The organism is Bradyrhizobium sp. BR14999 (genome assembly GCF_056106085.1).
The window spans coordinates 5574301-5598671 of record NZ_CM148536.1; the positions used below are offsets into that span (position 1 = coordinate 5574301).

General features: G+C 64.7%; 22 protein-coding genes and 1 pseudogene. 10 read left to right on the forward strand and 13 right to left on the reverse strand.

Features of this window, described 5'->3' with window-relative positions; translation table 11 throughout:
- The first annotated feature begins 40 nt into the window (after positions 1 to 40).
- Both efp and ACR9YP_RS26085 read left to right on the forward strand, forming a co-directional pair.
- Positions 41 to 607 (forward strand): elongation factor P, encoded by a 567-nt coding sequence (gene efp, locus ACR9YP_RS26080; RefSeq protein ID WP_028177546.1) that lies wholly within the window; start codon positions 41 to 43, stop codon positions 605 to 607.
- A gap of 24 nt (positions 608 to 631) precedes the next feature.
- Positions 632 to 2254, forward strand: a complete 1623-nt coding sequence (locus ACR9YP_RS26085; protein WP_474217495.1) for a M23 family peptidase — start codon at positions 632 to 634, stop codon at positions 2252 to 2254.
- A gap of 95 nt (positions 2255 to 2349) precedes the next feature.
- Here the strand turns inward: ACR9YP_RS26085 and ACR9YP_RS26090 are convergent, their stop codons facing one another.
- Positions 2350 to 2853 carry a cupin domain-containing protein gene (locus ACR9YP_RS26090; RefSeq protein WP_474217496.1) on the reverse strand — a complete coding sequence of 168 codons (504 nt, stop codon included), beginning with the start codon at positions 2851 to 2853 and terminating at the stop codon, positions 2350 to 2352.
- Between the two features lie 21 nt (positions 2854 to 2874).
- Complete coding sequence (locus ACR9YP_RS26095) at positions 2875 to 3354, reverse strand: carboxymuconolactone decarboxylase family protein (protein WP_091887877.1); 480 nt, start codon at positions 3352 to 3354, stop codon at positions 2875 to 2877.
- 54 nt (positions 3355 to 3408) lie between these two features.
- Between ACR9YP_RS26095 and ACR9YP_RS26100 the strand changes: the two genes are divergently transcribed.
- Positions 3409 to 3933: a MarR family winged helix-turn-helix transcriptional regulator gene (locus tag ACR9YP_RS26100; protein WP_370987430.1), complete on the forward strand. Its 525-nt coding sequence runs from the start codon at positions 3409 to 3411 to the stop codon at positions 3931 to 3933.
- Here ACR9YP_RS26100 and ACR9YP_RS26105 read toward each other — a convergent pair.
- Positions 3930 to 4181 carry a hypothetical protein gene (locus ACR9YP_RS26105; RefSeq protein WP_091887880.1) on the reverse strand — a complete coding sequence of 84 codons (252 nt, stop codon included), beginning with the start codon at positions 4179 to 4181 and terminating at the stop codon, positions 3930 to 3932. The two genes, ACR9YP_RS26100 and ACR9YP_RS26105, sit on opposite strands and share 4 nt — an antisense overlap.
- Positions 4182 to 4353: 172 nt before the next feature.
- On the opposite strand from ACR9YP_RS26105, the gene ACR9YP_RS26110 reads away from it, so the two are divergent.
- Complete coding sequence (locus ACR9YP_RS26110; protein ID WP_474217497.1) at positions 4354 to 5583, forward strand: lytic murein transglycosylase; 1230 nt, start codon at positions 4354 to 4356, stop codon at positions 5581 to 5583.
- A gap of 6 nt (positions 5584 to 5589) precedes the next feature.
- Here ACR9YP_RS26110 and ACR9YP_RS26115 read toward each other — a convergent pair whose 3' ends face one another.
- The 3 genes from ACR9YP_RS26115 to recJ all read right to left on the reverse strand — a co-directional run bounded on the left by ACR9YP_RS26115 (position 5590) and on the right by recJ (position 9163).
- Complete coding sequence (locus tag ACR9YP_RS26115) at positions 5590 to 6381, reverse strand: aldolase (protein WP_164935127.1); 792 nt, start codon at positions 6379 to 6381, stop codon at positions 5590 to 5592.
- 96 nt (positions 6382 to 6477) lie between these two features.
- Positions 6478 to 7287, reverse strand: a complete 810-nt coding sequence (locus tag ACR9YP_RS26120; protein WP_474217498.1) for an SDR family NAD(P)-dependent oxidoreductase — start codon at positions 7285 to 7287, stop codon at positions 6478 to 6480.
- A gap of 34 nt (positions 7288 to 7321) precedes the next feature.
- Positions 7322 to 9163: a single-stranded-DNA-specific exonuclease RecJ gene (recJ, locus tag ACR9YP_RS26125; RefSeq protein WP_474217499.1), complete on the reverse strand. Its 1842-nt coding sequence runs from the start codon at positions 9161 to 9163 to the stop codon at positions 7322 to 7324.
- Positions 9164 to 9447: 284 nt separating this feature from the next.
- On the opposite strand from recJ, the gene ACR9YP_RS26130 reads away from it, so the two are divergent.
- The 4 genes from ACR9YP_RS26130 (at position 9448) to ACR9YP_RS26145 (ending at position 13673) form a co-directional block, all read left to right on the forward strand.
- Entirely contained in the window at positions 9448 to 10524 is a 1077-nt protein-coding gene (locus ACR9YP_RS26130) for a methyl-accepting chemotaxis protein (RefSeq protein ID WP_438108559.1), read from the forward strand.
- A gap of 390 nt (positions 10525 to 10914) precedes the next feature.
- Positions 10915 to 11658: an SDR family oxidoreductase gene (locus tag ACR9YP_RS26135; RefSeq protein WP_474217500.1), complete on the forward strand. Its 744-nt coding sequence runs from the start codon at positions 10915 to 10917 to the stop codon at positions 11656 to 11658.
- Positions 11659 to 11698: 40 nt separating this feature from the next.
- Positions 11699 to 12115, forward strand: a complete 417-nt coding sequence (locus ACR9YP_RS26140; RefSeq protein ID WP_438108561.1) for a cupin domain-containing protein — start codon at positions 11699 to 11701, stop codon at positions 12113 to 12115.
- 265 nt (positions 12116 to 12380) lie between these two features.
- Positions 12381 to 13673: an adenylate/guanylate cyclase domain-containing protein gene (locus ACR9YP_RS26145; RefSeq protein WP_474217501.1), complete on the forward strand. Its 1293-nt coding sequence runs from the start codon at positions 12381 to 12383 to the stop codon at positions 13671 to 13673.
- A gap of 88 nt (positions 13674 to 13761) precedes the next feature.
- Here ACR9YP_RS26145 and ACR9YP_RS26150 read toward each other — a convergent pair whose 3' ends face one another.
- The 6 genes from ACR9YP_RS26150 to ACR9YP_RS26175 form a co-directional block, all read right to left on the reverse strand.
- A complete protein-coding gene (locus ACR9YP_RS26150) occupies positions 13762 to 14766 on the reverse strand; it encodes a 4-hydroxythreonine-4-phosphate dehydrogenase PdxA (RefSeq protein WP_474217502.1) in 1005 nt (334 codons plus the stop codon).
- Positions 14763 to 16301, reverse strand: a complete 1539-nt coding sequence (locus ACR9YP_RS26155) for a tripartite tricarboxylate transporter permease (RefSeq protein WP_474217503.1) — start codon at positions 16299 to 16301, stop codon at positions 14763 to 14765. Before ACR9YP_RS26155 ends, ACR9YP_RS26150 begins: the two co-directional genes overlap by 4 nt.
- An 11-nt stretch (positions 16302 to 16312) precedes the next feature.
- The gene (locus ACR9YP_RS26160; protein ID WP_474217504.1) at positions 16313 to 16795 is read right to left on the reverse strand and encodes a tripartite tricarboxylate transporter TctB family protein; all 483 of its coding nucleotides are present in this window, start codon (positions 16793 to 16795) and stop codon (positions 16313 to 16315) included.
- A gap of 238 nt (positions 16796 to 17033) precedes the next feature.
- Positions 17034 to 18026 (reverse strand): Bug family tripartite tricarboxylate transporter substrate binding protein, encoded by a 993-nt coding sequence (locus tag ACR9YP_RS26165; protein ID WP_370987442.1) that lies wholly within the window; start codon positions 18024 to 18026, stop codon positions 17034 to 17036.
- 50 nt (positions 18027 to 18076) lie between these two features.
- Complete coding sequence (locus ACR9YP_RS26170; RefSeq protein ID WP_474217505.1) at positions 18077 to 19330, reverse strand: CaiB/BaiF CoA transferase family protein; 1254 nt, start codon at positions 19328 to 19330, stop codon at positions 18077 to 18079.
- Positions 19331 to 19340: 10 nt separating this feature from the next.
- The gene (locus tag ACR9YP_RS26175; RefSeq protein WP_474217506.1) at positions 19341 to 20135 is read right to left on the reverse strand and encodes an enoyl-CoA hydratase/isomerase family protein; all 795 of its coding nucleotides are present in this window, start codon (positions 20133 to 20135) and stop codon (positions 19341 to 19343) included.
- A gap of 116 nt (positions 20136 to 20251) precedes the next feature.
- Here ACR9YP_RS26175 and ACR9YP_RS26180 point away from each other — a divergent pair, with 116 nt between their 5' ends.
- Both ACR9YP_RS26180 and ACR9YP_RS26185 read left to right on the forward strand, forming a co-directional pair.
- Complete coding sequence (locus tag ACR9YP_RS26180; RefSeq protein WP_474217507.1) at positions 20252 to 20917, forward strand: GntR family transcriptional regulator; 666 nt, start codon at positions 20252 to 20254, stop codon at positions 20915 to 20917.
- 150 nt (positions 20918 to 21067) lie between these two features.
- Positions 21068 to 21178: pseudogene (locus ACR9YP_RS26185) on the forward strand (MBL fold metallo-hydrolase); the annotation flags it as partial.
- Positions 21179 to 21224: 46 nt separating this feature from the next.
- Here ACR9YP_RS26185 and ACR9YP_RS26190 read toward each other — a convergent pair.
- Entirely contained in the window at positions 21225 to 24371 is a 3147-nt protein-coding gene (locus ACR9YP_RS26190) for an efflux RND transporter permease subunit (protein WP_474217508.1), read from the reverse strand.

Here is a 24371-nt window from a genome sequence, read left to right on the forward strand (position 1 = left end):
TCCTGGCCGGTGCCGGGCCAAGCAAGCAGGAAATACAGCTTTGAGAGTCATCGCCAGTTCTATTCGCAAGGGCAACGTGATCGAGCAAGACGGCAAGCTTTATGTCGTCGTGAGCGCCGAGAACATCCATCCCGGCAAGGGAACCCCGGTCAGCCAGATCGAAATGCGCCGAATCTCGGACGGGGTAAAGATCTCCGAGCGCTACAAGACCACCGACCAGGTCGAAAAGGCCACGATCGAAGAGCGCAACTACACCTACCTCTATGAGGACGGTGACGGCTACCACTTCATGAACCCGGAGACCTACGACCAGGTCCAGGTCTCCAAGGACGTCGTCGGCGACGCCGCTGCGTATCTTCAGGAGAGCATGACGGTCAAGCTGTCCATGCACGACACCAACCCGGTGTCGATCGCGCTGCCGCAGCGCGTGACGCTGGAAGTGGTCGACACCGAGCCCGTGACCAAGGGCCAGACCGCCTCCTCCTCCTACAAGCCTGCGGTCCTCTCCAACGGCGTGCGCACCACCGTGCCGCCGCACATCACGGTCGGCACCCGCGTCGTGGTGATGACCGAAGACGGCTCCTACGCCGAGCGCGCCAAGGACTAACGGGGAACAGAGCGATCGCAACAGGTGCTGCCGGGGGGCGAGACAGTGGTTGGGAACGGTTTCCGCTTTGTCTCGCAACTTCTGGCGTCGCTTTCGCTCCTCATTTCCACCCCGCTGGCTGCGGATGAATTTCGCAGCTCCTCGCTCACGGCCCTGCGCGTCGATTGGCGCGCAGCGCTGGACCAGCTCCGCTCGGAGATCACCACTCATCCCCGGATCGCGGACGATTTCATTTTCGCACCCCGCCGTTCGGTGCCGCGCTTTGATCCGCGCGCGATGCCGGCGCTGGTGCAGCTCAACGCGGTCTCCTCGCAATTCTTCACCGGCATCACCCGCAGCCCCGTGCCCGTACTGCTGCCGTTCGACGCCGCCGCCTACCTCGAGGCGCAGCGCAACGGTGCGCCGGCTACAACAGCGCTGTCGCGCTACCAGGCTGACTTCAATCCCGTCGACATGTTCGACGCCGGTCCCGCCGGCTACAGCGCGACCTTCTCGTTCGAACCTGGCGCCGGCGACGGCATGCCGAGCCGGGTGTTTGCAAGGCCGGTCGAGGTGCAGATCACGGGATCGGCGCTCGTCTATGACATCGCCGATCCCTCAGGCGGCAAGGGCGAGCTGATCAAACCTCTCACAACGCTTTATCCGGACCTGCGCAGGTTCATCAGGGAAGGCTATGTGCGTTACGCCTTCGCGCGTTTCGGTGTCGCCTATGTGGTGTCGGTCCAGTGCCTCGACAGCGTCGCAAAACCGCGGCGGCTCGCCTGCAAGGAAGCCTATCCGGTCGCAGAACGCTTCCTGAAGGCGCTGCGGGTCGCCGGCGGGCAACGGATGCGGCCTCTGATGGACGTTGCCTCCAACATCCTGGATCGTCCTGCCGCGCGTTCGCCGGATTTCAGCTACCGGCCGAGCGGCGACATCATCCCGAATACGGGTTATCGCAAGCAAGGCGGCCATCCCGACGTGATGGCCTATGCGCAGATCCGCTTTCCGCTCGAAAAGACGCCGGCCTTCGTGCGCTCGCAATCCTACCGCAAGCGTGACAAGAGCGACGACCCGACCGTCTATCCCTGGCGCGACAATTTCTGCGAGTCCCGCAGCTTCGAGGTCTGGCAGTGCGCCGGCGGATACGGCCACCAGGGCGAGGACATTCGCGCCGCCGATTGCCCGCCGCCCGGAGAAGGCCGCGAGCCCTGCGATCCGAAGCAGCGCGGTGTCGTCGCCGTGCGCGACGCGATCGTGATCCGCGCCGCCAAGGACCAGGCCGCGACGCTGCAAGTCAACAGCCGGACCGAACACATCCGCTTCCGCTACATGCACATGAATCCGCAGGCGATGAACGCCGATGGCCTCGTCAACGGCCGCATCGTCAGCGAAGGCGAGAAGATCGGCGTGGTCTCGAACTATCTCGACCATCCCGCTGGCACCTCGATGCATCTGCACTTCGATGTGCAGGTATTCACCCGCGACGGCTGGATCTGGGTCAGCCCCTACATCACGCTGGTCTCGGCCTATGAGCGCCTGATCCACGCCCGCGGCCGCGAGGTCGGTCCGGAGATCGCGGGCGCTCCGCTGCCCGTTGCACACGCGCTGCCGGAGGACGTGATCAAGCCGGACCTGCGCGAGGGATCGAGCGGCGAGGAGAATTGAGCTGCTCGTGCAAACGGATTGCTCTCATCACACATTCGGTGTCGTCCCGGCCTAGCGCGCAATTACGTGCGGGGGGCCGGGACGACGTTGAGGCACTACTCCAAATACGTTGTCAGCTGCGCACCCTCATCCGCCACGAACACGGCGATCAACTCCGCCGGCTCCATCGCACTGGCATTGGCCGACACCAGATGCGTCGAACCGGGCGGCTCGAAGAAGGACTGGCCGACACCAAACGTCTCGACCGGGCCGCCGCCGAGCTGCGAACGGATCTCGCCCTTGGTGATGTAGGCCGTCACCGAGCCTGCGTGACGATGTGGCCGCGAGAAACCGCCCGGACCGTAGGATACGCGCACGATGGTGACGCGCTTGCCAGGGACGTTCGGTAGCGCGTAGGAGCCGATCGGCTCGACCTTGTCGAGCGGCGAACTCTCCGCAGCGGTGGCGCAGAGCGGCGCCAGCGCGCCTGATACACTGTCGATCGTCACCGGCAGCGCCTTGCCGATCTCAAGCGCGCAGGCAAGCCCCGCCATGATCGCGAGCGCCGTCGAACGTGAGGGCGTCGGACGCTGCACGGCGGAAAAACTCATCGCTGTCATCGTGACCTCCCCTCAGCTTGATCAGGACGCTGCAGCATTCGCCGCCGCCGGCCGCTTTGCCGGCGTCCAGCGATAGGCCGCACCAAACCGGTTCCAGACGTTGATCGAGGCGACCGCCGAGGTCAGGTAGGTCAGCTCGGTTTCGGAGAACTCGCGCGTTGCCTCCGAATAGATCTCCTCGCTGACGCCACCGGGTAGCAGCGTCAACGCCTCCGCCCAGGCCAGCGCCGCGCGCTCGCGCGCGGAAAAGATCGGCGCCTCGCGCCAGACCGCAACCAGATGGAGCTTGTCGACGGGAACGCCGATCCGTTCCGACAGCAGGACGTGATGCTGCAAGCAGAAGGCACAGCCGTTGATCTGCGAGGCGCGCAGCTTGACGAGCTCGATGAGTTGCTTGTCGAGGCCGGCCTTGGCGGCAAGCTGACCGAGCGCCAGCACCACATCATAGACGTCGGGCGCCAGGCGCTTGAAATCCTCGTATTCGCTGCGGGCGTGTGACATTGCGGTTCACCTCGTACCATTGTAAGTGTACTTATATCGTATAAGAGCTCTGATATGCCACGCAAGACCGCTGCCATCACAAGATCGAAAACCGCGCGCACGGCGCCCGCCGACGACGGCGCCGTGCGTATTCCTGCGCCCGGCGAAGGCAAACGCGGCGAGCAAGGCTATCTCGGCTATCTGCTGCGCCAGGCTCACGCCGCGGTCCGGCTGAAAATGGAGCGCACCCTCGCCGATCTCGGCGTGACCTCGCCGCAATTCGCGGTGCTGACCATGCTCAACGCCTATCCCGGCCTGTCCGGCGCCGACGTCGCCCGCCTCACCTTCCTGACCCCCCAGACCGTCGGCGTCATCATTCGCAACCTCGAACGCGACGGCGCAATCGCGATGACGCCGCATCCGGTCCACGGCCGCATTCAGCAATGGACGCTGACGCCGCGCGGCGCGACGCTGCTGAAGGCGTGCCGCGAGCGGGTGATCGCGCTCGAGAAGCGCCTTGCTCTGGGTTTGGATGGCAAGGCGGAAACCACGATCCGGCGCTGGCTCGCCGGCATCGCGGCCGAGTTGCAGGAGGACTAGCCGCCCTTCAACGCATTCTTGACCTCGCCGTCGGGCCAGGCCTCGCCTGCGGCAATCACCCGCACGCGCGTTCGGTCCGCGGCATTGACCAGCACGTGCGAACTCACCCGGTCGCGGCTAGGCTCCAGGTGCAGATCGGTTTCGGGCTTCCAGCTCAGCGTGGTCGCGAGATCGCCGGGAAAGATCTGCCATTGCGATCCGTCGTCGAGCTCGACGACATGGCTTTCCGCATGTGCGTGAATCTTCATTCCACCCCGATTGCTATGGCGGCCGGATATTTCCTCATCTTCTCCTCCTCATCGTCGTGGGGGAATGCAGGACTGCGACAGTTTGTTCCGACGGAACGGCTGATCCGGCCGCGCGGAAATCAGGCGCCAGGAACCGACTCACACGTGCCATGTTTCGGGCTAGAATGTGCTCATGACGCACGCTGATTCCTCATCCCATCCAACGCGCCGCGCACTTCTCCACTCGACGTTCGCTGCAGCGGCGTTGCTTGCACTCCCGAAACGCGTCCTCGCCGCGCCTCCAGGCTTCGACGAATGGCGCGAAGCCTTTCGCGCACGGGCGATGGCCAAGGGCATTTCGGCCGCGACTTGGCAGCGCGCGATGGCGCGGGTCGAGCCGGACATGAGCGTGTTCAAGCAAATGCGCAACCAGCCCGAATTCCACGAGCAGGTCTGGCAATACATCAACCGCCGCGTCTCCGATTGGCGCATCATCAACGGCAAGATCGCGCTGAAGAACAACGAAGCGTTGTTTGCGCGCATCGAGCGCGATTTCGGCGTCGAGCGCGGCACGCCGCTGGCTTTGTGGGGCGTCGAGTCCGCCTATGGCGATCCGCTGGTGCAGCAGAACCATATGACGCCGGTGTTTCCCTCGCTCGCCGCGCTCGCCTGGAACGAGCCGCGGCGCAAGGCCTATTGGGAGACCGAGCTGATCAACGCGCTGCGCATCGTCGACAAGGGCTGGAGCACGCCGGAGCAGATGCAGGGATCCTGGGCCGGTGCAATGGGCCATTCGCAATGGATGCCGGAAGTCTGGCTCAATGTCGGCATCGACTATGACGGCGACGGCAAGGTCTCACCCTTCGGCAAGCCCGATGACGCACTCGGCTCGACCGCGAAGTATCTCGTCAATCGCGGCAAGTGGCATCGGGGCGAGCATTGGGGCTATGAGGTGCGCGCGCCCGGCAACATGAGCGGTAGCCGCACCTACGCCGCCTGGGCGTCGGCCGGCGTCACCCGTGCCGATGGCCAGCCATTCCCGCAGCCGAACGCAACCGCGCAGCTGTGGACGCCTGTCACGGGCGGGCCGAGCTTTCTGCTCGGACCGAATTTCTACTCGGTGAAGAGCTACAATCCCTCGATGAACTACGCGCTGGCGATCTGCCATCTCGGCGACCGCTGCCTTGGCGCGCCTCCCTTCATCCAGCCCTTCCCAGGCTCCGAGCGCGCGCTGACGCTCGCCGAGGTGCAGGAGATGCAGACGCGCCTGACCAAGGCCGGCTTCGACACCGGGGGCACCGACGGCCGCGTCGGCAACGACACGATGAAAGCGGTCAAGGATTTTCAGCAGCGCGCGGGAATCTCACCCGCGGACGGATACGGCGGGCTGAAGGTTCTGGCGAAGCTGCGGCAGGGGTCGTAGGCCACCTCAGTGCCGGTACTGCGGCTCTTCCGCGTCGAGTTGGCGGCGGATGGCGGCGAGATGCAGTCGCGCGGATTCGGTATCGCCTTCGCGCATCTGCCTGTAGGTTTCGGCCGCAACCGCGGGATCGACCGGCAGCACCTTTCGTCCGGTCGACATCGCCAGCACCTGCACCTCGGCGGCGCGTTCGAGGTAATAAAGATCGTCCCAGGCTTCAGCGATGGTCGGGGCCAGCACCATCACGCCGTGATGCTTCATGAAGACGATATCGGCATCGCCGACGGCGGACGCGATGCGCGCGCCTTCGCGGTTGTCGAGCGCGAGGCCGTTATAGTCGCGGTCGACCGCGGTGCGGCCGTAGAATTTCAGGGCGGTCTGGCCAGCCCAGATCAGGGGCTCGCCCTCGGTCATCGATAGCGCCGTCGCATAGGGCATGTGGGTGTGGAAGGCGACCTTGGCGCGCGGCAGGCGCTTGTGCATCTCGGCATGGATGTAGAAGGCGGTCGCCTCGGGCACGCCCTCGCCGTCGAGCACGTTGCCGTGGAAGTCGCAGATCAGCAGCTTTGACGCGGTCAGCTCGCGGAAGGCGTAGCCATAAGGGTTGACCAGGAAGAGATCGTCATGCCCCGGCACCACGGCCGAGAAGTGATTGCAGATGCCTTCCTCAAAACCGTTGCGCGCGGCCATGCGGAAGCAGGCGGCAAGATCCTCGCGCGCAGTGCGGATCGCATCGGTGGCGAGGTCCGGCCGGTTCGAACGATGGGGCGCGGATGAGGAAGCGTGAAGGCTATGCGCCATGGCGAAGGGCACCTCTGTCGGTCGGGAGCTGCCCGCGTTGTACAGGGGCTGCGCCTGCGCGTCAGCCCCTGCGAGTGCCACCCTGCCCTGCGCAGCTCAAGCGCGCCGCGGCACGCCGCCGGCATTCATGCCGCCATCGATGACGAGTTCGCTGCCGGTGACATAACGCGAGGCATCGGAGGCCAGATACAGCACGCCAGAGGCGATCTCCGCCGCCTGGCCGGCACGGCCCAGCGGCGTGACGGCCTTGGCGCGCTCCTCCGGATCGATCGGCGCGTTCTGGCCGGCGCCGGTCGCGCCGGTCGGGATCTTGCCCCAGATCGGCGTGTCGATGATGCCGGGATGCACCGAGTTGACGCGGATGCCGTCGCCGGCCGCCGCGCACTCCATCGCGATCGATTTCGCAAACAGCCGCACGCCGCCCTTTGTGGCCGAATAGGCCGACAGCCCGGGTGCACCGCGCAGGCCCGCCAGTGACGACATCATCACGATCGAGCCTCCACCGGTCTTGCGCATCAAAGGCAGGCAGTGCTTGACCGAGAGGAACACACCATCGAGGTTGATTGCGTTCTGCTTGCGCCAATCGGCCAGCGTCATGTCGACGATCGAGGGCACGGAAATGCCGATGCCGGCATTGGAGACCATGACGTCGAGCCGGCCATAGCGCTTTCCGACCTCGGCGACGACCTCGATCCAGCGTTCCTCGCTGGTGACATCCTGCTCCAGGAAAATTGCCTTGCCTCCGGCCTTGGTGATGCGCCTGGCGAGCTCGGGGCCGCGCAGCTCGTCGATGTCGGTTGCAATAACGGTGGCGCCCTCGCGCGCGAACAGCTCGACGATGGCCTCACCGATGCCGGAGGCACCGCCCGTCACCAGCGCGATCTTGCCCTCAACCTGCCCTGCCATGTTCACTCCCTTTCTTTTTTGTTGTTTGCGGCCGTTATCTAATCACGGATGGCCCCTGATCCGGTAGCGCGACGTCGACGACGCGGAATTGCACACGCTCGACGCCCTGGTAGCGATCGACCGACAACGATCCCGCGACATGCATTTGCTGACCGCGGTTGGCGAGCAGCGCATTGCCGAGCTTCTGGCCGACCGAACGGAACGCGATGCCGTTGACGATGGCGCCGTCGCCGGATTTGAAGCGCAGCCTCAAGTGCGCCTGCCCGACCTCGTCGGCATAGACGAGCTGGTGCGCCGGCAAGGCCAGCACCGGCTCCGGATTGCCGCTGCCGAACGGGCCGGCACGGTTGAGGGTGGTCGCAAGTTCCGGCGTCACCGCGCGCGCGGAGACCGCGCCGTCGACATAGAGCTCGTTGACGTGCCGCGCCTCCGCGACGTCGCGCGCCAGCGCGTTCTCCAGATAGGCGCGGAATTCGGCGAGCTTCTCCTTGCGCAGCGTCACGCCCGCAGCCATCGCGTGGCCGCCGCCCTTGAGCAGAATGCCATCAGTGACCGCCTGCCGCACGGCCTTGCCGAGATCGACTCCGGCGATCGAGCGGCCCGAGCCCGTGCCGATGCCGCCGGGCTCGAGCGCGATGGCAAAAGCAGGCCGCGAAAATTTCTCCTTCAACCGGGAGGCGACGAGGCCGACCACGCCGGGATGCCAGCCTTCGGAGGCCGTGACGATCACGCCGAGCTTGTCCTCCAGCCCGATCGAGGCGAGCGCCTCAGCTTCGGCCTGCGCTTCCGCCGCCTGTTCGATGATGCGGCGCTCGTTGTTGAGGCGGTCGAGCTCGGCGGCGATGCGCGCGGCCTCGACGCTGTCGCCTTCGAGCAAGAGCCGCACGCCGAGATCGGCACGGCCGATGCGGCCGCCGGCATTAACGCGCGGCCCCAGCATGAAGCCGAGATGCCAAGCCTCCGGCGGACCGTTGAGCCGCGCCACGTCCATCAGCGCGGTGTGGCCGATGTGGTCGCGTCGCCGCATCGCGATCAACCCTTTTGCGACGAAGGCGCGGTTGAGACCGATCAGCGGGGCGACGTCGGCGACGGTGCCGAGTGCGACGTGATGAAGCATGCCGAGCAGATCGGGCTCGGGCATCTCGGCGCGCCAGAAACCGCGCTGGCGCAGCTCGCGATTGACGGCGACCAGCGTGACCAGCACGAGGCCAACGGCGGCGAGATGGCCAAGGCCCGAGAGATCGTCAGAGCGGTTCGGATTGACCAGCGCATCGACCTCGGGCAGATCGAGGCCGCATTGGTGGTGGTCGATCACGACGACGGACATGCCGAGGCGCTTCGCCTCGGCCAGCGGCTCGATACTGGTGGTGCCGCAATCGACGGTGACAAGCAGCGTTGCGCCCTTCGCAGCGAGCGTGCGCACTGCTTCGGTGTTCGGGCCGTAGCCTTCGAAGATGCGGTCGGGAATGTGGATCAGCGGATCGAGGCCGCAATGGCGCAGATGCCAGGCGAGCAGTGCCGCCGATGTCGCGCCGTCGACGTCGTAATCGCCGAAGATCGCGACCTTCTCGCCTTTCGTCGCGGCATCAGCGATCCGCTGGGCAGCGGCTTCCATCTCCGTCACCGTGAACGGGTCCGGCAGCAGTTTTCGAATCGTTGGGTCAAGGAAGTCCGGCACGGTGTCGATGTCGACGCCACGGCCGGCCAGCACCCGCGCCAGCAGCTCCGGCAATTGGTGCCGCTGCACGATCGCAAGCGCCTTCGCCGCCCCGCGCCCGTCGAGCCGGTCACGCCAGAGCTTGTCGGTGAGCGAGCGCGTCACCCCCAGGAACGCTTGGGGCGCTTCGACGGGCAAGGCAGTGGCGGATGGCGTCATGATTCGAGAGCGATCTTGGGAACTCGGGGGCCGGACGAACACGCAAGGCGTCCGGGTCACTGGCGGATTGGCCGGCAAGCCGCCGGATTTTGCAACGGTCGCCAGGCACAAAGCGGTGGATGAGCCATCCTGGCGGCACGAGGTGACTATCATTTAGGCAACCCGCAAAACAGCAAATTAAGCGGGCGTTAGGCGGAATCCTCGAAAAGGAATCGTATTCGATCTGTAATTTGTTGTCCTGGGTTCATTGCAGATCAGACCTCATTGCCAAGGGAAGCTCCCCGATGTCCGCTGCGCTGGGTCTGAAAGCCAAGCCGATTGCCACTGAACCCGCTGATGATGATTCCGACATCTCTGCGCTGATCAACCGCCTGACTGCAGAGGTCAACCAGATCGCGGTCGACAAGACCAAGGCGATCCAACAGATCACCAACCAGATGAAGATGCTGGCCCTGAACGCGCTGATCGAGAGCTCGCGCGCCGGCGCGCAAGGCGCGGGCTTTGCGGTGGTGGCGCAGGAGGTGCGCGGCGTCGGCCAGCAGGTCGAGACCATCGCCCGCGAGCTCGAGACACAGCTGACGAAACGAACCGGCGACCTCGTCGCCTCGATCGACCGCATGAGCCAGCGCTCGCGCGGCGAGCGCATGGTCGATCTGTCACTCAATGCCATCGAGCTGATCGACCGCAATCTCTATGAGCGCACCTGCGACGTGCGCTGGTGGGCGACCGACTCCGCGGTGGTCGATTGCGCGGCTGCGCCGAGTGCGGCGGCCGTATCGCATGCCTCGCAGCGACTCGGTGTGATCCTCGGGGCCTACACCGTCTATCTCGACCTCTGGCTCTGCGACCTCGACGGCAACGTCATCGCCAATGGCCGCGCCGACCGATTCCGCGTCGTCGGCCAGAACGTCGCTCACACCAAATGGTTTCGCGAGGCGCGATCCTTGCGCTCCGGCGACGACTACGTCGCCGGCGACGTCGAGAACCAATCGCTGCTCGGCAACGCGCAGGTCGCGACCTATTGCGCCAGCGTCCGCGCCGGCGGCCAGGCCCACGGCGCGCCGATCGGCGTGCTTGCCATCCATTTCGACTGGGAGCCGCAGGCCCGCGCCATCGTCCAGGGCGTACGCATCGGCGACAGCGACAAGGCCCGCGTACTGCTGGTCGATTCGAATCTTCGCGTGATTGCCGCTTCCGACGGCCAGGGCATCCTCAGCGAGCGTATCTCGATCTCGCTGAATAGCCAGCGCTCCGGCTTCTATCACGACCGCACCGGTGCGCTGGTCGCATTCCATGCCACCCCGGGCTATGAGACCTATCGTGGACTCGGCTGGTACGGCGTGATCGTCTGCGGGGCGTGAGGCCCCGCAAAATCGGACGGGTAGCCAGCCAATATCAAAACTCGCGAAAACAACCCCATGCACAGTAGCAAGGGGTTGCTTTCATTGGTGTTTTCCGACGAGGCTTCCTTGCTGTTCTTAGGGGGCCGTCACAACGCTTTGACACGTCGGGCAAAACACTGGCAATCTGCGATCATCGCAGGATGTGTTCACGGCACGAGGGAATGATCCCTTAGCAGTTTTGTGAGATTGCACCCCGGCTTCTGAAGCATTTTCCGGCAAGCCACGCTCGTTACAGACAAGAGCCCCGCGCCAATGGTCGCGTAGAGTCGCTTCGCATCACGTTCATCGACGTGAGAGCGCGAGTTCGCATTGGTCATCTCGCGCTCCGAAATACCGAGGAGACATGCCATGAAGATCGTCGTGATCGGTGGGACCGGATTGATCGGATCCAAGCTCGTGGCGAAGCTCAAACAGCAGGGCCATGAGGCCGTGGCCGCCTCGCCGCAGTCAGGCGTGAATGCCGTGACCGGGGAAGGTCTCGCTGCCGCGCTGGCCGGCGCCGATGTCGTCGTCGACGTCGCCAACGCGCCGTCCTGGGAGCCGGCCGCCGTGCTCGATTTCTTCCAGCGCTCGAGCCAAAATCTCGTCGCGACAGAGGCTGCTGCGGCCGTGAAGCATCACGTGGCCCTTTCAATTGTCGGCACCGAACGGTCGCCCGACAACACCTATTTCCGTGCCAAGCTCGCCCAGGAGACCATCATCAAGTCCTCTTCGGTCCCCTACTCGATCGTGCGCGCCACTCAGTTCTTCGAATTCCTCGCCGCCATTGCCGAAACAAGCGTGATCGAGGGGAAGATCGTCGTTCCCACGGCCCAGTTTCAGCCGATCGCGGCCGATGACGTCGTTGCTCGCCTCGCGGAGGTCGCAACGGGCCGGCCGCTCAACGGCACGATCGATATCGCAGGACCTGAGAAGGCTCCCTTCAATGAATTCATCGCACGCCGCCTGAAGGCGGCCGGCGACACACGTCCCGTGGTCGGAGACCCGAAGGCGCTGTATTACGGCGCCCCCATCGACGACACATCGCTGAACCCGCTCGGCGAAGCGCGGCTCGGGAACACGCCGCTCGCAACATGGCTCGCCGACCTCTGAGACTTGCAATCATGACCACCACCGCAGTGAAGGACATCCCATGCGCAGATTGCTGATCGCGACAGCGGTTTATGCTGCCTCGTTGCTGACGGCTCATGCAGCCGAGCCGACAGCGCCATTGGCAAAGGTAACGGTCGTGTTCGACCAGGCTCTACCCAACGTCCCCGGCAAGAGCATGAAGGGCGTGCTGGTCGAGTATGGACCCGGAGGCTCCTCACCCGCGCACATTCATGCTCCCTCTGCCTTCATTTATGCCACGGTCCTGGAAGGCGCGATCCGCAGTCAGGTCAATGATGGCCCCGCCAAGGTCTTTCACAAGGGAGAGAACTTTTCCGAGCGGCCCGGCGACCGCCACGCCGTCAGCGCCAATGCCAGCGATACCGAGCCTGCGAAACTGCTTGCCGTGTTCGTGGTGGATACGGCCGACAAGGAGTTGACGACGCCGATCGCGAAATAGCGCCGGATCCGCAAGCGAGGCCCACAATCGTCGTGCCAATCGACGGGGTTATCGTGTACGGCACCCTTTGCTCATTCGACTGAAACCCTCCGCAGAGTTCCGTGTGCAAAGAAGCACGCTCATGCATTGCGCGACGGTGGAACCGGCCGAGGACCCGGTCAACGCCACTTGTCACGCGCCCAGCACGCCCCAAATGAACGGGGTGGTCGTCCGCTCGATTTCCGGAAGGCGGGACCCACCGAGGTTCTCCGCCGCGGAGACCAGCATGCCGTCACCGGCGCCCACAAACGAAGCTGAGAGGTTGGCCGCCCTGCGCGCGCTCGACATCGTCGATAGCGCGCCGGAAGTTGCTTATGACGAAATCGCCGAGCTCACGGCGCAGCTCTGCGGCTGCCCGGTCTCCTACATCAGCTTCATCGACGACGAGCGGCGCTGGCTCAAGGCACGATATGGTCTGCCGGCCGAAGTCACTGACGCTCCGCGCGAGAACGCTGTCTGCACAACGACGATTTGCGGCACCGAACTGCTCGTCGTTCCCGACCTGAAACGGGATCCGCGTTTCGAAAACAGCCCGATGGTCTCACTGAAGCCATCCTGCCGATTCTATTGCGGCATGCCGCTCATCACTGACGAAGGTTATGCGCTCGGAACGCTTTGCGTGATGGACTTCGAGCCGAGGCAGCTGTCTTTCGAGCAGACGGAAGCTCTTCGAATGCTGTCGCATCAGGTGCTGGCGCAACTGGAACTCCGTCGCAAGCTGATCGAGGATCGCCAGACCATCAAGCAACTGGAGCAAGCACGCCTCGAGGCCGCCGCTGAGCGAGCACGCGCCGAGGAATTGTTGCACAACGTCTTGCCGGCGCCGATCGCCGACGAGCTGACGCGACGCGGCAGAGTTCAGCCGAGATACACCCGGTCGGCCACCATTCTGTTCGCGGATATTCAGGGCTTTACCCTGCTCGCCGAACGGACCGAGCCAGCCAGGCTCATCCATCTCCTCGACGAATATTTCTCGGCCCTGGACGAAATCGGTGCCCGACACGGTCTGGAGAAGGTCAAGACCATGGGCGATGCCTACATGGCGGTTGCGGGCGTTATTTCGCCCGACCGGCGGCACTCGATCGATGTCTGCCTCGCGGCGTTGGAGATGCGCGCGCAGCTCGACCACCTGAGAGCGGAATGCGAAGCGATCGGCGAACATGCCCTGCAATTGCGCATCGGAATCCATGCCGGACCGGTCATCTCCGGTGTCGTCGGCAACCGCAGAATGACCTTCGACATCTGGGGTGATGCAGTCAACACCGCGTGGTTCATGGAGGCGTTCGGAGTCGCTGGCCGGATCAACGTCTCGGAAACCGTGGCCGGGCACGTCCACGGGCTATTCGACTTGGAATCGCGCGGCCCTGTCGAGGCCAAGCACGCGCGCGCACATGAAATGTTCTTTCTCAACGGCCTTAAGAGGGAATATTCGCGCAACGAAGACGGAAATCTGCCGAACGATCATTTTCTTTCCGAGTATCACCGTATCGGTGGTTCGCGGCTGGCCCACCAACGGTGAGAGCGCCTTCAGTGCCGCAACCGATGATCGCGGAAACGGTTTGCAGACGAACTGCCTGGCTCGCACACCTGATTTGCCGTCAGCTCGATCAGGCGGCGCGCCGCGCCGCCATCTCCGCGGCGAGCAGCAGAGCGGCGCGGCTGGCGCCGATCGAGGCGATGCCCTGCCCTGCAATGTCGTAGGCGGTGCCGTGCGCGGGCGTGCAGATCGGGAACGGAAAGCCGCCAAGTAAAGTTACGCCGCGATCAAAACCCATCAGCTTCATCGCGATCTGGCCCTGGTCGTGATACATCGTCAGCACCGCATCGAAGGCGCCGCCCTTGGCGCGCAGGAACACGGTATCGGCGGGGAACGGTCCCTCCGCGGCGATGCCCTCGCGCTGAGCGGTTGCGACCACGGGCGCGATGATTTCGATCTCCTCGCTGCCGAAATTGCCGCCGTCGCCGGCATGCGGATTGAGACCTGCAACCGCGATGCGCGGTCGGGCAAAGCCGGCATTGCGCATACAGGAATCGGTCAGCTTGAGCGCGCGATGGATGCGCTCGCTGGACAGCTTTGCAGCGACGTCTTTGAGCGGAATGTGGGAGGTGACCCGCGCGTTCCAGAGCCGGTCCAGCACGTTGAATTCGCTTGCCGCGGTCTTGAGACCGGCCACCTCGGCGGAGAACGCGATCTCGTCATCGTACTCGGCGCGGGCAAGGCGCATCGCCTGCTTGTTGAAAGGGGTGAAGCAGACCGCATCGACGCGTCCGTCGCGGCCGAGCTCGAGCGCGTGCCGGTAATTGGCCAGTGCGAATTTTCCGCCAGCAAGGGTCGCGGTCTTCGGCTCGACCTCCTTGGGATCGAGATGGCCGAGATCGACGAACAGCGTCTCGCCCTCCACCGCGCGAAGGTCGGCCCCCTGCTCCACCATCGCCAGCTTCGGCTTGACGCCGGCGACGCGCGCACCTTCGTCGAAGATGCGGCGGTCACCGATAACGACGAGCCGGCAGCTCGCGCGAATGTCGTCCTGCACGGCGAGCTTCGCCGTCAGTTCCGGGCTGATGCCGGCGGGGTCTCCCATGGCCAATGCAATCAGCGGCTTTGCGGTCATATGATCACCTTTTCCTCAGCTGTCGTCCGATCGGTAGACGGTGCGGGTTTGCGCCAGAGCCGCGCGAGCTGCAGCACCAGCGGAAGCAGCAACAGCGCGATCCCGGCCACGATCAGGCACGTCACCAGCTTGTTTGCAAAGAAGATCCCGAGTGATCCCTTGGAGATCAGCATCGACTGCCGGAACGCATCCTCGGCCTTGTCGCCGATGACGATCGCGAGCACGAGCGGCGCCAGCGGATAGAACAGCTTCTTGAAGAGATAGCCGACGATCCCGAAGCCGAGCATCATGACGACGTCGAGATAGGAGTTCGACACCGAATAGGCGCCGACGACGCAGATGATCACGATCAGGGGCGCGATCACCACGAAGGGAATCCGCATCAAGGCGGCGAAGACCGGAACGGTGAGCAGCACCAGCGCGACCGCAACGATGTTGCCGACATACATCGAGGCGATCAGCCCCCAGACGAAATCCTTGCTGTCGACGAACAGCATCGGCCCGGGATTGAGACCCCAGATCATCAGCCCGCCCATCATGACCGCCGCGGTCGCCGAGCCGGGAATGCCGAGCGAGAGCATCGGCAGTAACGCACTGGTGCCGGCGGCATGATCGGCCGTCTCCGGCGAGATGATGCCTTCGACCTCGCCCGTGCCGAAATATCGGCCGCGGCGCGAGAAACGCCGGGCGATGCCGTAGCTCATGAAGGATGCCGCGGTCGGGCCGCCCGGCGTGATCCCCATCCAGCATCCGATCGCCGCGCTGCGCAGAAGCGCCACGCCATGCTGCGGCAGGCGGCCGACCGCGCGGAACACTTCGCTCCAGTCGATCTTGGAGGACACCGCGCGGGCATGAAACTCCTCTTCGACGGCAACCAGCAGCTCGCCGATGCCGAACAGGCCCATCACGGCGACGACGAAGCTCACGCCCTTGACGAGCTCGTCGACGCCCATGGTGAGGCGGACGCTGCCGGAGACGGTGTCGATGCCGATGGCGGCGATCGCAAAGCCGATGGCCAGTGCCACGACGGTCTTGATCGGCGCCGCACCGCCCATGCCGACGAAGCTCGCGAAAGCAAGGAAATAGACCGCAAAATACTCGGCCGGCCCGAACGCGAGCGCAACCTGCGCCACCCAGGATGCGAGGAAGGTGATCAGGATGACGCCGATCAGTGCGCCGAACGCCGCCGAACCGAAGGCGGTCGCGAGCGCCGTCGTCGGCCGGCCGTCGCGCGCCATCGGGTAGCCGTCGAAGGTTGTCGCGACCGACGACGGCTCGCCGGGAATGTTGAAGAGAATCGAAGTCACCGAGCCGCCGAACAGCGCGCCCCAATACATGCTGGAGAGCAGGATGATCGCCGAGACCGGTTGCATGCCGAAGGTCAGCGGCAGGAGCAGCGACACTCCGTTCGGCGCACCCAGCCCCGGCAGCACGCCGACGAGAATGCCGAGCAGCACGCCGATTGCCATCAGCGCCAGATGCGGAACGGTGACCGCGATGGTGAAGCCGTGCAGGAGTTCTGCGAGATTATCCATCGGCCTCTCCGTCAGAACCCAAACGCGGCGGCGAGCGCGCCGTGCGGCAGACTGACCTGGAACATGCGCTCGAACACGACGTAGAGTGCGAGTGCCGTCGCCCCCGCCATGGCGAGCGCACGCGGCACCGATTGGTGCCGGGGGATCGCCAGCACTGCGAAGACATACAGCGCCGAGGCGACGTACATCCCGGCCAGCGGAATCGCGGCCACGAAGATCGCGGCCGGCACGAACAGGCCGGCGAGCCGGCGCAGCTCGATCGGCGTGATGGCGATGGGGACATTCGCCAGCGAGGCAACCGGTAATACGCCGCGCACCAGATTGTAGAGACTCCCAAGCACGATGATGATCCCGGTCAGGAACGGAAACGTCCCGGCGTCCACGCCCGCGCTCGACCAGCCGATGCCGTTGTCGAGGCTGGAGACGACGACGGCCACACCAAAGCTGCCGGTGAGTACGGCGGTCGCAAGTTCAAGCGCGCGGCGGGAGATCATTGGGGGCTCCGTTCGAGCGGCGGACAACGTCCGGCCGTGCATGACGCACGCGTTTTCTCCATCCACCGCGTCGTCCCGGCGAAGGCCGGGACCCATACCGCGTGATCTCTCGAGAGGCGTTGGTCGTCGTACCGATGTGGATCCGAGTCTTCATCAAACTCGTCCCTGTGGTTATGGGTCCCGGCCTTCGCCGGGACGACGCCGGAATTTGTGGCACCGCCGATGCAACAGCCCCGCCTCACTTGACGAGCCAGCCCTGCTCGCCCGCGACCTGCTTGACGTGCTCGAGGTCCTCCTTGATGAATTTGTCGAGCTCGGCGCCGGTCATGAAGGTGTCGACCTGCGAGGTCTTCTCGATGTAGTCCTTCCATTCCGGCGTCGCCTGCACCTTTTTCATGAGGTCGACATAGAACGCCGCCTGGTCCGGCGTGACCTTGCCGGGCAGCCACACCGTGCGCGGCTGCTCATATTGCTTGATGTCGAGGCCCTGCTCGATGCAGGTCGGAACGTCGCTCCAGCCTTCGGTCGCGGTGACCTTCGCGCCCTGCGGCAGCCGCTTCGGGCTGAAAACACAGAGCGGGCGCTGCGTGCCGCCGCGCCATTGCCCGAGGCTTTCGCTGGGGTTGTTGACGTGGGAGTCGAGATGTCCGCCGGCGAGCTGCACCGCGGTCTCGGCGCCGCTCTTGAAGGGGATGTAGGTCAGCTTGACCTTGCCGGCCTTCTCGATCATGCGCGTCAGCACCTCGTCGGTGTCCTTTGACTGCGCGCCGCCCATCTTGAATTCGCCCGATGCGGCCGCCTTCAGATAGTCGCCCGCCGTCTTGTACGGCGCGTCCTGCTTGACCCAGAGCAGGAACTCGTCCTGCGCCATCGCCGCGATCGGGGTCAGATCGGTGTAGTTGAAGGCGACCTTGGAGACGAGCGGCTGCTGCCAGGCGTTCGAGGTGCCGAAGATCACCTTGTAGGGGTCGCCCGCGGAGGCCTTGCCGTAGACATAGCCTTCGGCGCCGCTGCCGCCGCCCTTGTTGACGACGACGATCGGCTGCTCCGTCAGCTTGTGCTTGGCGATGATGTTCTGCACCGCGCGGGCAAGGTTGTCGGTGCCGCCGCCCGGCCCGGCAGTGGCCACGAACTCGATCGGCTTTTGCGGTTGCCAGGCGGCAAGCGCCGGCATCGTGCCGGCGAGCACGGTCGCGGCCGCGGAGAGCAGAAATGTTGACGTCCGACCCATGATTTCCTCCAGCTGATCTTGTCTTTTGTTGTTGTCGTATCGACGCCCGTTCAGGCGACGCGTTCCTCGCGTCTTCCTGCGGCCAGCACGATCGCGCCTTCTTTTTCGAGCGCTTCGATTCGCGACTGGTCGAACCCGTGCTCGGCCAGCACCTCGCTCGTGTGCTGACCATAGACCGGCGCACCTGATCGCACTTTGCCTGGGGTCTCCGAAAACTTGACGGGAAGACCGATCGTCTTGACGGGGCCGAGCGTGGAGTGCTCGACCTCGACGACCATCTCGCGCGCCAGCGTCTGCGGATCGCTGAGCGCCTCCAGCATGTCGTGCACGGGTCCGCACGGCACGCCCTTCTCGTCCAGCGCCGCGAGCCAGTGCGCGCGGGATTTGGTGCGGAAGCGTTCGCTCAGGACCGCTTCCAGCTCTTTCAGATTGGCCATGCGGTCGGCCCCGTTAACGAAGCGCGGATCAGCGGCGAGCTCGCTGGCGCCAAGCGCCTCCAACATCAAGAGCCAATGCTTCTTGTTGGCGCCGCCGACCACGAGCCAGCCATCCGATGCTTCAAAGGCCTGATACGGCGCGTTGAGCGGATGCGCTGACCCCATCGCGCGCGGCGCGGTGCCCGCGGCCAGTGCGATGGTCGATTGCCAGTAGGTCTGCACCAGGGCCGCTTCATAGAGCGATGTCTCGACCCACTGCCCTTCGCCGGTCTTGAGACGATGCGTATAGGCCGCGAGGATGCCCATGCTCGCGAGCAGGCCGGCGGTGATGTCGGACAGCGGCGGGCCGCATTTGACGGGTGGACCGTCCGGGCGTTCACCGGTGAAGCTCATGATGCCGCTCATGGCCTGCGCGACCAGATCGAAGCCGCGGCGATGTTTGTAGGGACCGGTGCGGCCGAAGCCCGACAGCGAGCAGTAGATCAGCGCCGGGAATTCGGCGTGCAGTGCCTCGTAGCCGAAACCGAGACGCTCCATCGCGCCGGGCGCAAAATTCTCGACCAGCACGTCGGCGCTCGCGATCAATCGCCGCAGCACCTGCTTGCCGCCATCGGTCTTCAGATCCAGCACGATGCCGCGCTTGTTGCGGTTCATCATCAGGAAGGAGGCCGCCTCGTCGCCGATCTTCGGCGGCACCGAATGGCGGGTATCGTCGCCGTTCGGCCATTTCTCGATCTTGATGACGTCGGCGCCCATGTCGGCGAGCATCAGGGTGCAGGTCGGCCCTGCCATGACATGGGTGAGATCGATGACCTTGAGACCGGCGAGCGGTCCCGAACGACGAGAGGTGGATTGCGAACTTTGCATCGGGCCCGTCCTATTGGCCGCGCCATTGAGGCGCACGCTTGTTGAGGAAAGCATCGAGCCCTTCGCGAAAATCCTGGCTCGTGTAGCACATCAGGATGAGATCTTCGCCCTCGTCCCGCGTCAGCCGCCGTTGCAGGCGCGCCACAGCCTGCTTGGTCGCATTCAGCGTCAGCGGCGCGTGACTGGCGACGAGCCGGGCGATCTCCTCAGTACGCCGCTCGAGCGCGGCAATATCCTCGACGACTTCGCCGAGCAGCCCGACACTTGCGGCCTCGGTGGCGTCGACAAGACGCGCGGTGAAGATCAGATCCTTGACGCGCGCGGCGCCGATGAGCGCGGTGAGACGGCTGACATTGGACATCGACAGGCAATTGCCGAGCGTGCGGGCGATGGGGAAACCGATTTTGGCGCTCCTGGTGCCGATGCGGAGATCGCAGGCTGCGGCGATGCCCGCCCCGCCTCCGGTACAGAACCCGTTGATCGCCGCGATCGTCGGCACCCGGCACAGCTCCAGCGTGGTGAGCACGCGATCGATCCGGTTCTCGTAGTCGATCGCGTCCTGCGGCGTCTTGAACTCGCGGAACTGGTTGATGTCGGTCCCCGATGCGAACGCCTTGTCGCCGGCCCCGCGCAGCACCAGCACCTTGATCGCATGGTCGCGGTTGGCCTCCTCGCAGATCGCGGCGAGCCGCTCGTACATCGCGAAGGTGAAGGCGTTGCGGGCCTGCGGACGGTTGAAGGTGATCCGCCCAATGCCGTCCTGGCGTTCGAAGACGAGGTCTTCTGCCTCCACTTGCAGGTCCATTTCCTCATGCCTTTCTGTTTTTTGCATTTTTGAATGCAAAATTTGGAATTTTCAAGCAGGAACTTGCAAATATCCGCACATGAGTTCATTTTTGAATGCAAATTGAGTTCAGACCCATGCTTCATGAAGAAGTCGTCGGCCGCATCCGCGCCATCCTGCTCGACGGCGAAATCCCGCCGGGCGCGCGGATTCCCGAGCGCGAGCTGTGCGAGCGGCTCGAGATCTCGCGCACGCCGCTGCGCGAGGCGCTCAAGGTGCTGGCCGCCGAAGGCCTCGTGCAGCTGCTGCCGCATCGCGGCTCGCGCGCGGCGAAGCTGACCGACAAGGACATGCGCGACCTGTTCGAGGTCTGCCAGGGCCTCGAGGCCCTCGCCGGCGAGCTCGCCTGCGAGCGCATCACCGATGCCGAGATCGACGAGATCGCCGCGGTGCATGCCGCCATGGTGCAGCATTATCGCGACGGCGATCTGATCCAGTACTATCGCGGAAACCGCGCCATTCACGAAGCCATCGTCAATGCTGCCGGAAACCCGGTGCTCGCGGGGCTTTACACGTCGGTGACCGCGCGCATCCGCCGCGCGCGCTACGTCACCCCGATGACGCCGCAGCGCTGGGCGCTCGCCGTGAAGGAGCATGATGCAATCCTGAACGCGCTGCAAAGGCGCGACGGCGCCGGCCTCGCCCACATCCTGCGTGCGCATCTGCGCCATAAGCGCGAAGAGGTTTTGCAGGCGGGTTTTGCTGAGACCGAAGCCAATGATCTCACGCTGAGAATTGCGTAAGGCGCAATTCTTGTTCCGCGTGCATCCGCGAATCAATTCTACTTGCTAGCTTGTCGTACCCGGCGCAGCATGGCTTCTGCCGACCTGCGGCCGCATGGCCGATAGGGCCGGTCGCAACGCGCGAACAAACTGCGCAAAACAAAAGACACGAACAAAACCCCGGTGATGTCCTATCACTTCGCCTGCCCGGGCTATGGCCATGTCGCGAAAGCAGGTGAAGGGTTCCACTATTATCCCGAGCCGATGCAGATGACGTTGTAGCTTTCAAGAGAAGGTCCGGGCGGCGCATGAGCGCCCGGACCGCGATCTATTCCGCGGGCTCCGCGACCGCTGGAGGATTCGAGCTCGCCGCTTCCGTTCGCGCGCCCGGAAAAATCCGCCGCACGAGTACGAACAGAGCGGGCACGAAGAAGATGCCGAGCACCGTCGCCGCGATCATGCCGCCGGCGCCCCCGATTCCGACCGCGTTCTGGCTGGCGGAGCCGGCGCCGGTCGCCACCGCCAGCGGCAGCACGCCGAGGATGAAGGCGAGCGACGTCATCAGGATCGGGCGCAGGCGCTGACGCGACGCATGCAGCGTAGCGTCGACGAGGCTCCGGCCGGCCGCGATCTGTTCCAGCGCGAATTCGACGATCAGGATCGCGTTCTTCGACGCAAGACCGATCGTGGTCAAAAGGCCAACCTGGAGATAGACGTCGTTGGCCTGGCTGAACAGCGTCGCCGCAAGCAGCGCACCGAGCACGCCGATCGGCACCGTCAGCATCACCGCGAACGGCACCGACCAGCTCTCATAGAGCGCCGCGAGGCTGAGGAAGACGATCAGGAGCGAGATCGCATAGAGATACAGCGTCTGGCTGCCGGTCAGCCGCTCCTGGAACGACAATCCGGTCCATTCGTGGCCATAGCCCTTGGGCAGCTTGGCCATCTGCTCCTCCACCGCCTGCATCGCGACGCCCGAGCTGATGCCCGGCCCCGCCTGCCCCTGCAGCTCGACGGCGGCAACGCCGTTGTAGCGCTCGAGGCGCGGCGAGCCAAAACTCCAGCGATCGGTGGCCACCGCCGAGAACGGCACCATAGAGCCGGCGGCATTGCGCACATACCAGCGGCCGATGTCGCTGGTGTCCATGCGGAACGGCGCGTCGCTTTGCACATAGACCTGCTTGACACGGCCGCGGTCGATGAAGTCGTTGACATAGGCGCCTCCCCAGGCCGCCGACAGCGTGGTGTTGAGATCACTCAGGTTCACGCCGAGTGCGGTGGCCTTGGCCTGATCGACGTCCAGGTTGAATTGCGGCGTATCGTCCTGACCGTTCGGCCGCGCCTGCGCCACGCGCTTGTCCGCCGCAAGCTGGCCGAGCAACTGGTTGCGGGCCTGGATCAGCGCCTCATGACCGTTGCCGCCGGTATCCTGGAGATAGACGTCGAAGCCGCCGGCATTGCCAAAGCCCGGAATCGACGGCGGCAACACCGCAAACACCATGGCGTCGCGGATCTTCGCGAACGCGCCCATCGCACGGCCGACCACGGCCTGCGCCGAGCTCGCCGGATGCTTGCGCTCATCGAACGGTTTTAAGCTGACGAAGGCCAATCCGACATTCTGGCCCTGCCCCGCAAAGCTGAAGCCGTTGACCGCGAACACGCCGTCCACGGCGTCCTTCTCGTTGTCGAGATATTGATGCTCGACCTGCTTGATGACGTCGAGCGTGCGCGCCGAGGTCGCGCCGACCGGAAGCTGGATCAGGGTCATGATCGTGCCCTGGTCCTCCTCAGGCAGGAACGAGCTCGGCAGCCGCTGGAACAGGACGACCATGCCGGCGACGATCGCCACGAACGCAATCATCATCCCGGCAACGCGCTTGATCGCGCCAGCCGCGCCGCGCTGGTAGCCATCGGCCATGCGGTCGAAGCCGCGGTTGAACAGGCCGAAGAAGCCGCGCTGCGTGCCGTGATGCAGCGGCGGCTTCAGGATGGTGACGCACAGGGCCGGCGTCAGCACCAAGGCCACCAGCACCGAGAGCAGCATCGCCGTGACGATGGTGAGCGCGAACTGCCGGTAGATGATGCCGACCGAACCGTTGAAGAACGCCATCGGGATGAACACGGCCGAGAGCACGACGCCGATTCCGACCAAGGCACCTGTGATTTCGCGCATCGATTTCTCGGTTGCCTCGCGCGGCTCGAGATGCTCCTCGGCCATCACGCGCTCGACGTTCTCGACCACGACGATGGCATCGTCGACCAGCAGGCCGATGGCCAGCACCATCGCGAACATCGTCAGCGTGTTGATCGAATAGCCCGCGAGCGAGAGCACGCCAAAAGTCCCGAGCAGCACCACCGGCACGGCGATGGTCGGAATGATGGTGGCCCGCCAGCTCTGCAGGAACACGAACATCACGACGAAGACGAGGACGATCGCCTCGAACAGCGTGTGCACCACCTTCTCGATCGACAGCTTGACGAACGGCGTGGTGTCGTAGGGATAGATGACGCGAAGGCCCTCCGGCATGGTGCCGCTGAGCTGGGCAATGCGCGCCTTCACCGCTTCCGCGGTTGCGACTGCATTGGCGCCGGTCGCAAGGCTGATGCCCATACCGGCGGCCGGCTTGCCGTTATACCGCGCGGCTGAATCATAGGACTTCGAGCCGAGTTCGACACGCGCGACGTCGCCGACGCGCACGGACTGGCCGGACGATGCCGTGCGCAGGATGATGTCCTTGAACTGCTCAACGGTCTGCAGGCGACTCTGCGAGGTGATGGTGGCATTGAGCTGCTGCCCGCCGACGGCCGGCAGGCCGCCGAGCTGGCCCGCCGTGACCTGCGTGTTCTGGGTCTGGATCGCCGCGATCACGTCGCCGGGCATCAGATTGTATTTGGCCAGCTTGTCGGGATCGAGCCAGATGCGCATGGCATATTCGGCGCCGAATAACGTCACCTGGCCGACGCCGGCGACGCGGCTGATGGGATCGTTGATCGAGGACGCCACGTAATCGGCGATGTCGCTGGCGGCGAGTCGGCCATCCTCGGAGACGAAGCCGAGCACCATCAAAAAGCTCGCCGACGACTTCACGACCTTGATGCCCTGCTGCTGCACGACCTGCGGCAGCAGCGGGGTCGCGAGCTGGAGCTTGTTCTGCACCTGCACCTGCGCGATGTCGGCATCGGCCTCGTTGGTGAAGGTCAGCGAGATCTGCACGACGCCGGTCGAGGTGCTCGACGACGACATGTACTGGAGATAGTCGAGGCCGGTCATGTTCTGCTCGATGACCTTGGTCACCGAGTTTTCCGCGGTCTCGGCGTTGGCGCCGGGATAGGTCGCCGTGATCGTGACGACGGTCGGTGCGATCTGCGGATATTGCGCGATCGGCAGGCGCATGATCGCGAGCACGCCGCCGAGCATGATCAGGATGGCGATGACCCAGGCGAAGATCGGCCGCTTGATGAAGAAATGCGACAT

Excerpts from the sequence above, each read along its gene's own strand:
- ACR9YP_RS26090 (WP_474217496.1), bottom strand. The coding sequence starts at position 2,853 with ATGACAGCGATGAGTTTTTCCGCCGTGCAGCGTCCGACGCCCTCACGT.
- ACR9YP_RS26095 (WP_091887877.1), bottom strand. The coding sequence starts at position 3,354 with ATGTCACACGCCCGCAGCGAATACGAGGATTTCAAGCGCCTGGCGCCC.
- ACR9YP_RS26100 (WP_370987430.1), top strand. The coding sequence starts at position 3,409 with ATGCCACGCAAGACCGCTGCCATCACAAGATCGAAAACCGCGCGCACG.
- ACR9YP_RS26105 (WP_091887880.1), bottom strand. The coding sequence starts at position 4,181 with ATGAAGATTCACGCACATGCGGAAAGCCATGTCGTCGAGCTCGACGAC.
- ACR9YP_RS26110 (WP_474217497.1), top strand. The coding sequence starts at position 4,354 with ATGACGCACGCTGATTCCTCATCCCATCCAACGCGCCGCGCACTTCTC.
- ACR9YP_RS26115 (WP_164935127.1), bottom strand. The coding sequence starts at position 6,381 with ATGGCGCATAGCCTTCACGCTTCCTCATCCGCGCCCCATCGTTCGAAC.
- ACR9YP_RS26120 (WP_474217498.1), bottom strand. The coding sequence starts at position 7,287 with ATGGCAGGGCAGGTTGAGGGCAAGATCGCGCTGGTGACGGGCGGTGCC.
- recJ (WP_474217499.1), bottom strand. The coding sequence starts at position 9,163 with ATGACGCCATCCGCCACTGCCTTGCCCGTCGAAGCGCCCCAAGCGTTC.
- ACR9YP_RS26130 (WP_438108559.1), top strand. The coding sequence starts at position 9,448 with ATGTCCGCTGCGCTGGGTCTGAAAGCCAAGCCGATTGCCACTGAACCC.
- ACR9YP_RS26135 (WP_474217500.1), top strand. The coding sequence starts at position 10,915 with ATGAAGATCGTCGTGATCGGTGGGACCGGATTGATCGGATCCAAGCTC.
- ACR9YP_RS26140 (WP_438108561.1), top strand. The coding sequence starts at position 11,699 with ATGCGCAGATTGCTGATCGCGACAGCGGTTTATGCTGCCTCGTTGCTG.
- ACR9YP_RS26145 (WP_474217501.1), top strand. The coding sequence starts at position 12,381 with ATGCCGTCACCGGCGCCCACAAACGAAGCTGAGAGGTTGGCCGCCCTG.
- ACR9YP_RS26150 (WP_474217502.1), bottom strand. The coding sequence starts at position 14,766 with ATGACCGCAAAGCCGCTGATTGCATTGGCCATGGGAGACCCCGCCGGC.
- ACR9YP_RS26155 (WP_474217503.1), bottom strand. The coding sequence starts at position 16,301 with ATGGATAATCTCGCAGAACTCCTGCACGGCTTCACCATCGCGGTCACC.
- ACR9YP_RS26160 (WP_474217504.1), bottom strand. The coding sequence starts at position 16,795 with ATGATCTCCCGCCGCGCGCTTGAACTTGCGACCGCCGTACTCACCGGC.
- ACR9YP_RS26165 (WP_370987442.1), bottom strand. The coding sequence starts at position 18,026 with ATGGGTCGGACGTCAACATTTCTGCTCTCCGCGGCCGCGACCGTGCTC.
- ACR9YP_RS26170 (WP_474217505.1), bottom strand. The coding sequence starts at position 19,330 with ATGCAAAGTTCGCAATCCACCTCTCGTCGTTCGGGACCGCTCGCCGGT.
- ACR9YP_RS26175 (WP_474217506.1), bottom strand. The coding sequence starts at position 20,135 with ATGGACCTGCAAGTGGAGGCAGAAGACCTCGTCTTCGAACGCCAGGAC.
- ACR9YP_RS26180 (WP_474217507.1), top strand. The coding sequence starts at position 20,252 with ATGCTTCATGAAGAAGTCGTCGGCCGCATCCGCGCCATCCTGCTCGAC.
- ACR9YP_RS26190 (WP_474217508.1), bottom strand. The coding sequence starts at position 24,371 with ATGTCGCATTTCTTCATCAAGCGGCCGATCTTCGCCTGGGTCATCGCC.